Origin of the sequence: Thermococcus sp. M36 (assembly GCF_012027355.1) — an archaeon.
In the GTDB taxonomy this organism is placed as follows: Archaea; Methanobacteriota_B; Thermococci; order Thermococcales; family Thermococcaceae; genus Thermococcus.
The window spans coordinates 1-384 of sequence record NZ_SNUH01000379.1; the positions used below are offsets into that span (position 1 = coordinate 1).

Sequence of the window (384 nt, forward strand, 5' to 3'; positions counted from 1 at the left end):
CCTTTGCCATCATTTTTAAATAAACGAAATTGTAATTCTCTGCTTGCGATTGGATATTGATTGCCACCTGGGCATACCAATAAGTCCATATCGCCATCATGATCGTAATCTAAAAAAACAGAGCAGGCATCTTCAAAAGATAAAAACTGGTTAAAGATTTTTTCTTCTTTTAAGGTAAAAGAACCATTTGCATTTTGAAGATATAATTGTCCGGGATGATTGGGTGTACCACCTATAAATAGATCTTCTAAACCATCGCCATTAACATCGGCTTTAGCAGCTTTAGGACCTTCTCTTGATAATACTTTAGGAATATTTCTTTCAGTATAAAAATCAACAAAATTATTTTCTTCGTGCTTTAAGAATGAAGTTGTTGGTTGAATT

General features: G+C 33.1%; 1 protein-coding gene. It reads right to left on the reverse strand.

Features of this window, described 5'->3' with window-relative positions; genetic code table 11:
- A partial coding sequence (locus tag E3E36_RS12745; protein ID WP_167895674.1) for a VCBS repeat-containing protein occupies positions 1–384 on the reverse strand: 384 nt, incomplete at both ends.